The organism is Arthrobacter sp. NPDC080031 (assembly GCF_040702485.1).
Classification (GTDB): Bacteria; Actinomycetota; Actinomycetes; order Actinomycetales; family Micrococcaceae; genus Arthrobacter.
In genome coordinates this window covers 124,318-130,728 of record NZ_JBFBLA010000014.1, presented here as the reverse complement: position 1 = coordinate 130,728, position 6,411 = coordinate 124,318, and the positions used below count along the sequence as shown (strand labels likewise).

The window sequence follows — 6,411 nt, the reverse complement described above, 5'->3', positions numbered from 1 at the left end:
GCCGGCACCGCCCAGGACGCCGAGACACCCCAGTTCCCGCAGTCCACGAGCCCCGTCGTGGAATCCGTCAGGCACGCCGGCTGGGCCTGCGGAAGGGGCGCAGTCGGTCTGAGACCGGCCGCGACTTTCCTGGCACCGAGCCCCTGGTAGTACCCCAGACGCAAAATATCAATGTGATATGACGTAGCTGGTGTCTTGATCTTGAACGTGACAGTGTCACCAAGATTGACGCTCATGGACGTGCCGAAGCCCTGGATCGTCGCATCCCCCGCACCGGACACCTGCCAATCGCTGGCAGGCGTTCCCGGAAGCGAGTTCTCGCACGCAATCGGACTGCTAACCGGCGGAGTACACGGACCAGCAGCCGATGCAGCAGTCACAGTGAGTGGAAACGCGGTTGCTGCGATGGCCATCACGACCGGAAGCACGATGCGCTGCTTCCAGGTGCGGGAGATAGGCTTAAAAACTGGAAGCATGATTCCTCCATGGCCATTTGGGTTGCATGGCTCCCCGGGACTTTGACAATAATTCAGTGCTAATGCCGGTATGAGCCTGGGCTCGACTGCGGGAGGGCCCTAGTAGGCGCCGATGGGGTGGAGCAGGGCTCGTGCGGTCCGCCAAAGAATGATGATGTCTCCGACGATTGACCAGTTTTCGACGTAGTAGAGATCCAGCCGGACGCTGTCCTGCCAGTTAAGCTCCGAACGGCCGTTGATCTGCCACATTCCGGTCAGCCCCGGCTTGATGTAGAGCCGGCGGTGGACGTGGCTCTCGTACCCATCGACCTCCCGCTGCAACGGTGGCCTGGGACCAACGAGACTCATGTCCCCTAGCAGCACATTCCAGAACTGCGGGAACTCATCCAGGGAATAACGCCGCAGCCATTGACCGATCCGGGTTACCCGAGGGTCGTTATGCATTTTGAACAACAATCCGGCGCCCTCATTCTGATCGAGCAGCGCACCCAGGTCATCCTCCGCCGTCTCCACCATGGAGCGGAACTTGAACATCACGAAGGTTTGTCCGCCCCGTCCAATCCGTTCCTGCCGGAAAATTACCGGCCCAGGACTGTCTCGCCGGATCAGCACGGCGATTACGGCAAACACGGGCAAGAGCACCACCAAAGCCGCAGCCGACAAGATAATGTCGAGCAGCCGTTTCAGCGCATGCTTGCCACCGGCATAATGCGGAAGCTCTAAATGCATCAACGGCAGCCCCTCCACGGGCCGCGAGTGAATCCTAGGACCGGCCACGTTGGTCAGGCCAGTCGTCAGGATCAGCTCCGTTGAGCTTTCCTCCAACTGCCAGCCGAGCTCCTGGATGAACCTGCCGCCCCCTTCAACTTGCCCCGCAACGATGACCGCATCGGCCTCGGTCGCCACGACGGCTTCCACGACTGAATAGATGTCAGCGACAACCGGCACGTCCAGGCCGTTGACCATCAAGCTCGGTGGCCGCTCCGGCCCCTGCAGTGCAACGCCGACGACCTTGTAAACCGGTCCGGACTTCTTCTCTATCTGATTGATGACATACTGAACGTCTTCGGCGGTACCAAGGACTACGACCCTGGAGAGGTAATGTCCACGAGCGCGCTGGCGCGTCAGCCACTGCCTCAACGACCAACGCGACGTCATCAGTCCCAGACACCCCAGCGGAAACGCCAGCGCGAAATAGCCGCGAGCAATGTCTATCTCGAAGACAACGCACACCATGGTGAGCAGTCCGAGGAGGATTACGGTGGCACTAAAGACACGCTTGTATTCGTCCGCCCCGATTCCAACGACCCGCTTGTCCCGGCTCCGATAGACACTCAATGCAACCATCCAAGCGCCGGCAATCGCGACCGAAACCGGAAAATACCCCACCCGATAACCGCCAATGACAACAAAGGCGTTGTCGAATCCAAATCGAGCCATCTGTGCGAAAGCAGCCACGGAACAAATGACAATCGCATCGAAAACCCACAACAAACGATGGTATCGGCGAGCCCAAAACACCCCGGATACGGGGCGGGCATATCGTCTGCCGTCAAGTTGGGAACGGTCGAACTCTGGATCTTTAAGAAAAGATGTGCGAAGCCCAAACCTCAGATCCCCGACGGCCGCTTCTTCTGCCGGACTCACCGCCGCACCATCTTCATACTGAGGGCACGTCCGTTCCACCAAGAGCCCATTGTTCTCCTACTTTTCCATGCTGGAAAGCGACGCAGTTCTATCGAAATGATGTTGCAGGGCACATCGACCCCCGCTTCTTCTACAGATTCTTTGCCTGACTGACTCAATTTCGGAAAATGCCTACCGAAGGAACTTCAGGCTATGAAAGATCGACTCCCATCACACGAGTAACTCCCACTTATCATTTCCAAGCGACCACCCCTGCAACGTTCCCCGCCGTACCTACATCGCACTCGAGTGCTCCTACTTGCCATATCCAGCAAACAACCGGTGGAACTCTTCATTAACTAGCAGCGGCCCGGAACCAAAAGGTCCCGGGCCACTGCATTATGCGGACCACTATTTATAAATTTCGGGTTTCTGCCGGTCCAACTCTCCCGGAACCCGATTACGGGCGGGTTGACGGATCCTGGCAAGACCCACGGGCACGCCAAGAAATAACTACGGGGACAACACCGGAAAAAGAAAGAGCCACCAAGCGGGCGGCTCTTTTCATTTCAAAATAATGAGGCCTTACCCGGCAGCATGAAGTTCGTTTCATGTGCCGAATAAGGCCTCCAGAGTGGAGCTGAGGGGACTCGAACCCCTGACCCCCTGCATGCCATGCAGGTGCGCTACCAGCTGCGCCACAGCCCCGAACTTTGCCCACAGGGACTTCGATCCCCGCCGGAGCAACTCGTCAATACTAAACCACAACGATGTGAGATAGGAAATCGAACACCGGCGGCCCCAGGACAGATGAGGTGCGGTCGATTGCTCGGCCGCACCTCCCCCCCATTACTGCCCTTTAACTTGTTGCCGCAAACACAACGAGCCACTGCATTGAAGTGTAGAGAGTGACGGGCCATTAAACAAACCGTTCAACCGGTTTAGGGTCGAGGGGACTACCGCGATACGTGGTAGGCGGAAGAAAATTCGCCAAGAGCACTCTTGAACGTCTTCGGTTCCCGCCCGGAGATCCGCCAAAGGCCTTCAGAGGAATACCAGTGATCCTTCGTCACCAAGTCAATCTGATGGCCGCTGAATCCCGCAGCGCGCAAGGCCGAGCGGGCACGTTCGTCATCTCCCAGGAATTTCGGGTACCCCACTCCGAACACCCGGGCAACGCTCTCCAAGAGGAATGACACCCGCACAGGTTCCGGATATGCGGCATGGAAGACGTGTCCGGGTTGCCCGGGCGCCAACGCAAGCCCGGAAATCAGCCTTCCCAGCGCCTCCACACCGATAAGCGAAAGCAGCGCCGAACCATCCCCCGGCCACCCTCCAGCCACCTTCATCAGTTTGAGCAGTCCCGGAACAAACCAGCGGTCCCCGGCGCCGAACACGAGGTTGGGACGAACCACTTCGCCGCCGTAGCCGAGAACCAGCTGTTCGGCGACGGCACGGCTGGCACTAGCCACGGAGGCCGGGTGATAACCGGCTCCGGATTCCAGGATGCCGCGGTGGGGGCCGCTTCCGTAAACGCTGCAAGTACTGACATAGATCAGCCGGGCAACTCCGGCTTGCCGGCACTGCTCGACGACGTTGCCGGTGCCGGCCTCGTTGATCGCATAGGCAAGACGAGGTTCGGAGCCCACATATGATGCGGCATGGATGACAACATCCGTATCGGCGAGGAAGCGGATCAGGCTCCCAGGTACGGAAATGTCGGCGGTCGCAATGGTAGCGTTATTGTTTCGTAGTCCTGCAGCCGGTTTTCGTGAGAGTGCCACCACGTGCGCCCCTCCGGGTCCGGCGAGTGGGGCTACAACCCGGCTTCCAATGAAACCCGACGATCCCAGGACCAGGACCCGGGGAACATGTTCAACACATGTTGACATGCACTCCACCGATCTTCAGGCCCGTCAGGTTCATGTACTCAAGTATCACGGACGCAGAAACCGGAGAGGTCTCCACGCGGATCATGCAACAACGTGCCAAAGCCACCCGAACGGCGGTTATCCAGGGTGCATCGTCGATCTTTGAAGAGGTCGGCTACGGGAATGCAAGCCTAAGCGACGTCACTGACCGCGCTTCGGTCACTAAAGGCGCGCTCTATTTCCATTTCAAGTCGAAGGAAGACCTGGCGTTGGCCGTCATCGCCGAACAGCACAACATTGTGCGTGTCGCCGGGGAGAAGATCGCCGCCGCCGGGCTGCCGGCGCTGGAGACCATGGTCGCCATGTGCCGGACATTCGGGCAACAGCTACTTGACGAGCCAATCGTCAGGGCTGGAATCCGGCTGACATTTGAAGCCTCGGCGTTCAACGGGGACGTCAAAGGTCCCTATCAGGACTGGGTCACGACCATGGAGATGCTGACGCGCCAAGCCCAGCTGGAGGGTGACGTGCGGCCGGACGTTGACGCGGCAGACTTCGCACGGTACTTGGTTGCGTCCTTCACAGGGGTCCAGATGGTATCCAACGTGCTGACCGAACGACGCGACGTTCTCAAACGGATTGACGACATGTGGCGTTTCATGATGCCAGCCATTGTGCCGGTTCATCGGGAAGGCCCGGGCGCTCCCTGAATCAACGCGGGGTCTTGACATCAACGCGGGGTCTTGACATCAACGCGGGGTTTTGACCCGGGCCAACATGGACATCAGGGTCTCATCTTTGTGCAACAACCGGACCCTCATGACCGCATCGGCGCTATTTGACTCGAACTGTGTCACAGCGACATCCACGGGGTAGCTGAACTCGACCAACTTGATGAATTCCGCCTCGAACAAGGCAAAATCGGCATCCGGCCTGGAACTCGCGGCGCGCACAGCTTGCCTCGCCGCCTCAATCAGGAGCATGCCCGGCACGTGGTCCAGGGGATGGTCAAAGAAGATCGGGTGCGTTGGATCGACCCGCAGCGGCCAGAGGAACGGGCTCCGGCTTCGCCCGAGCATCACGTTCCGTTGGGTGGCATGCCCGACGTCGGCACACTCCAGTAAGTCTTCGGCAGCGGCGGCCAACCCGGCAGGGACCGGCCCGCGAAATCGCTCATAGGTCGCCGGATTCACTATGCGGGCGGCCGCCGCCCCTTCCCCCACGGGAGCGCCGTCAACAACGAACCGCGCAGACACCGTCAGGGCCGACAACTGTCCTCGGCTGAGCTTCATATCCTTGACGTCAAGTTCGACAGCAACCTGCGCCGGCACCAGGGGATCCAAGACCGCCGGTTCCACTGAGATGCTCATGTGCGGCATGAGGAACTTGTGCGTGAGAGGCACTCCGCACAAATGGGACAGGAAGATTACTGCCTGCCTCAACGTTTCAGCCATCAGGGCGGAATCCGGCGAACCGTCCGGCGATCCATAAAATACGTGCCATCGTGGCCATTGCGCTCCCGCAACGAAACTCCTGGAACTTGATTGAACAAAGTCAGTCAAGAAGACTTCCGAAACGGAACGCTTATGAACGAGCTCCCGATTGACGGAAGCCTCGAAGAGCGCTTCATCGCGCATTGGTTCCCCTACCCCTCCCAGGATCTGCCAGATGAATCGTCGCTGCTGTCGCGCCTCCATTAAATGTCCAAATACTATCGGCAAGCCGGGCGGGCGGAGTTATCGGGGCGAGTGAACCCTCCCACATTGACATACCTACTGGTCGGTTTGTAGCTTTGGCAATATGGAGTTTGGCGACACAGGCAGCACGCCCAAGGGCGCGGCCACTCGGAATGAGATCCTTCGGGTTGCCGCGGAGGTTTTTGCGCGCAAGGGTTTCGAGCAGGCCCGGATGGACGACATCATCCGTGAAGTCGGACTGACGAAGGGAGCCATTTACTTCCACTTCCCGTCGAAAGCGATGTTGGCCCAAGCCGTCGTCGACGAGCAAAAGGCGCGTTGGCTGCGTCGCGTGCAAGAGGAAATTCTCAGCAAGAACAATCCGCTGGAGGAGTTGCGCCATCTCGGGGAGTTCATGGTCAGAACAGTCCTGAGCGACTCGTCCGCGTGGGGAGTGGTGCACCTGGCCAATCAACTGGCCTCTTCGAAAGAGCACCCCGGCGGTACCTCGCCCCTCGCTGCGTGGGTGGACCTCGTGGCCGGCATCCTTCAGCGGGGCCGCGCCAGTGGAGTCTTGACGTTTCCAGGGGATCCCGGCGATGCGGCTACGGTTATTGTGGCCGCATTCGACGGATTGAAGTCGGTCACCGACGCCCTTGACCCCAAAGATCTCGATGCCTTCGAACGACGCGCGGCGCTCCTGTTGCAACTCCTCGAACAGCAGTTCATCTCCACCCAGTAACGCAGCACACCACGAGCCAA

The 6,411-nt window shown here is 59.3% G+C and carries 6 protein-coding genes and 1 tRNA gene; 2 read left to right on the top strand and 5 right to left on the bottom strand.

Features of this window, described 5'->3' with window-relative positions:
- The 4 genes from AB0323_RS13735 to AB0323_RS13720 form a co-directional block, all read right to left on the bottom strand.
- Window positions 1-476: hypothetical protein (locus tag AB0323_RS13735; protein WP_366177801.1), on the bottom strand; the 476-nt coding region annotated here is incomplete at its 3' end.
- Between the two features lie 99 nt (window positions 477-575).
- Complete coding sequence (locus AB0323_RS13730) at window positions 576-1,967, bottom strand: sugar transferase (protein ID WP_366177800.1); 1,392 nt, start codon at window positions 1,965-1,967, stop codon at window positions 576-578.
- Between the two features lie 770 nt (window positions 1,968-2,737).
- Window positions 2,738-2,810, bottom strand: a tRNA-Ala gene (locus tag AB0323_RS13725).
- A gap of 248 nt (window positions 2,811-3,058) precedes the next feature.
- Entirely contained in the window at window positions 3,059-3,994 is a 936-nt protein-coding gene (locus AB0323_RS13720) for an NAD(P)-dependent oxidoreductase (protein ID WP_366177799.1), read from the bottom strand.
- Between the two features lie 32 nt (window positions 3,995-4,026).
- Here AB0323_RS13720 and AB0323_RS13715 point away from each other — a divergent pair, with 32 nt between their 5' ends.
- Window positions 4,027-4,683 carry a ScbR family autoregulator-binding transcription factor gene (locus tag AB0323_RS13715; protein ID WP_366177798.1) on the top strand — a complete coding sequence of 219 codons (657 nt, stop codon included), beginning with the start codon at window positions 4,027-4,029 and terminating at the stop codon, window positions 4,681-4,683.
- A 39-nt stretch (window positions 4,684-4,722) separates the two neighbouring features.
- Here the strand turns inward: AB0323_RS13715 and AB0323_RS13710 are convergent, their stop codons facing one another.
- Window positions 4,723-5,610, bottom strand: coding sequence for a ScbA/BarX family gamma-butyrolactone biosynthesis protein (locus AB0323_RS13710; RefSeq protein WP_366177797.1), 888 nt, complete (start codon window positions 5,608-5,610; stop codon window positions 4,723-4,725).
- Between the two features lie 163 nt (window positions 5,611-5,773).
- On the opposite strand from AB0323_RS13710, the gene AB0323_RS13705 reads away from it, so the two are divergent.
- Window positions 5,774-6,391 (top strand): TetR/AcrR family transcriptional regulator, encoded by a 618-nt coding sequence (locus AB0323_RS13705; RefSeq protein WP_366177796.1) that lies wholly within the window; start codon window positions 5,774-5,776, stop codon window positions 6,389-6,391.
- The last annotated feature ends 20 nt before the right edge of the window (window positions 6,392-6,411 follow it).

Bases quoted from the DNA above. Each gene is read 5' to 3' on its own strand.
- AB0323_RS13720 (WP_366177799.1), bottom strand. From the start codon at position 3,994: ATGTCAACATGTGTTGAACATGTTCCCCGGGTCCTGGTCCTGGGATCG.
- AB0323_RS13715 (WP_366177798.1), top strand. From the start codon at position 4,027: ATGTACTCAAGTATCACGGACGCAGAAACCGGAGAGGTCTCCACGCGG.
- AB0323_RS13710 (WP_366177797.1), bottom strand. From the start codon at position 5,610: ATGCGCGATGAAGCGCTCTTCGAGGCTTCCGTCAATCGGGAGCTCGTT.
- AB0323_RS13705 (WP_366177796.1), top strand. From the start codon at position 5,774: ATGGAGTTTGGCGACACAGGCAGCACGCCCAAGGGCGCGGCCACTCGG.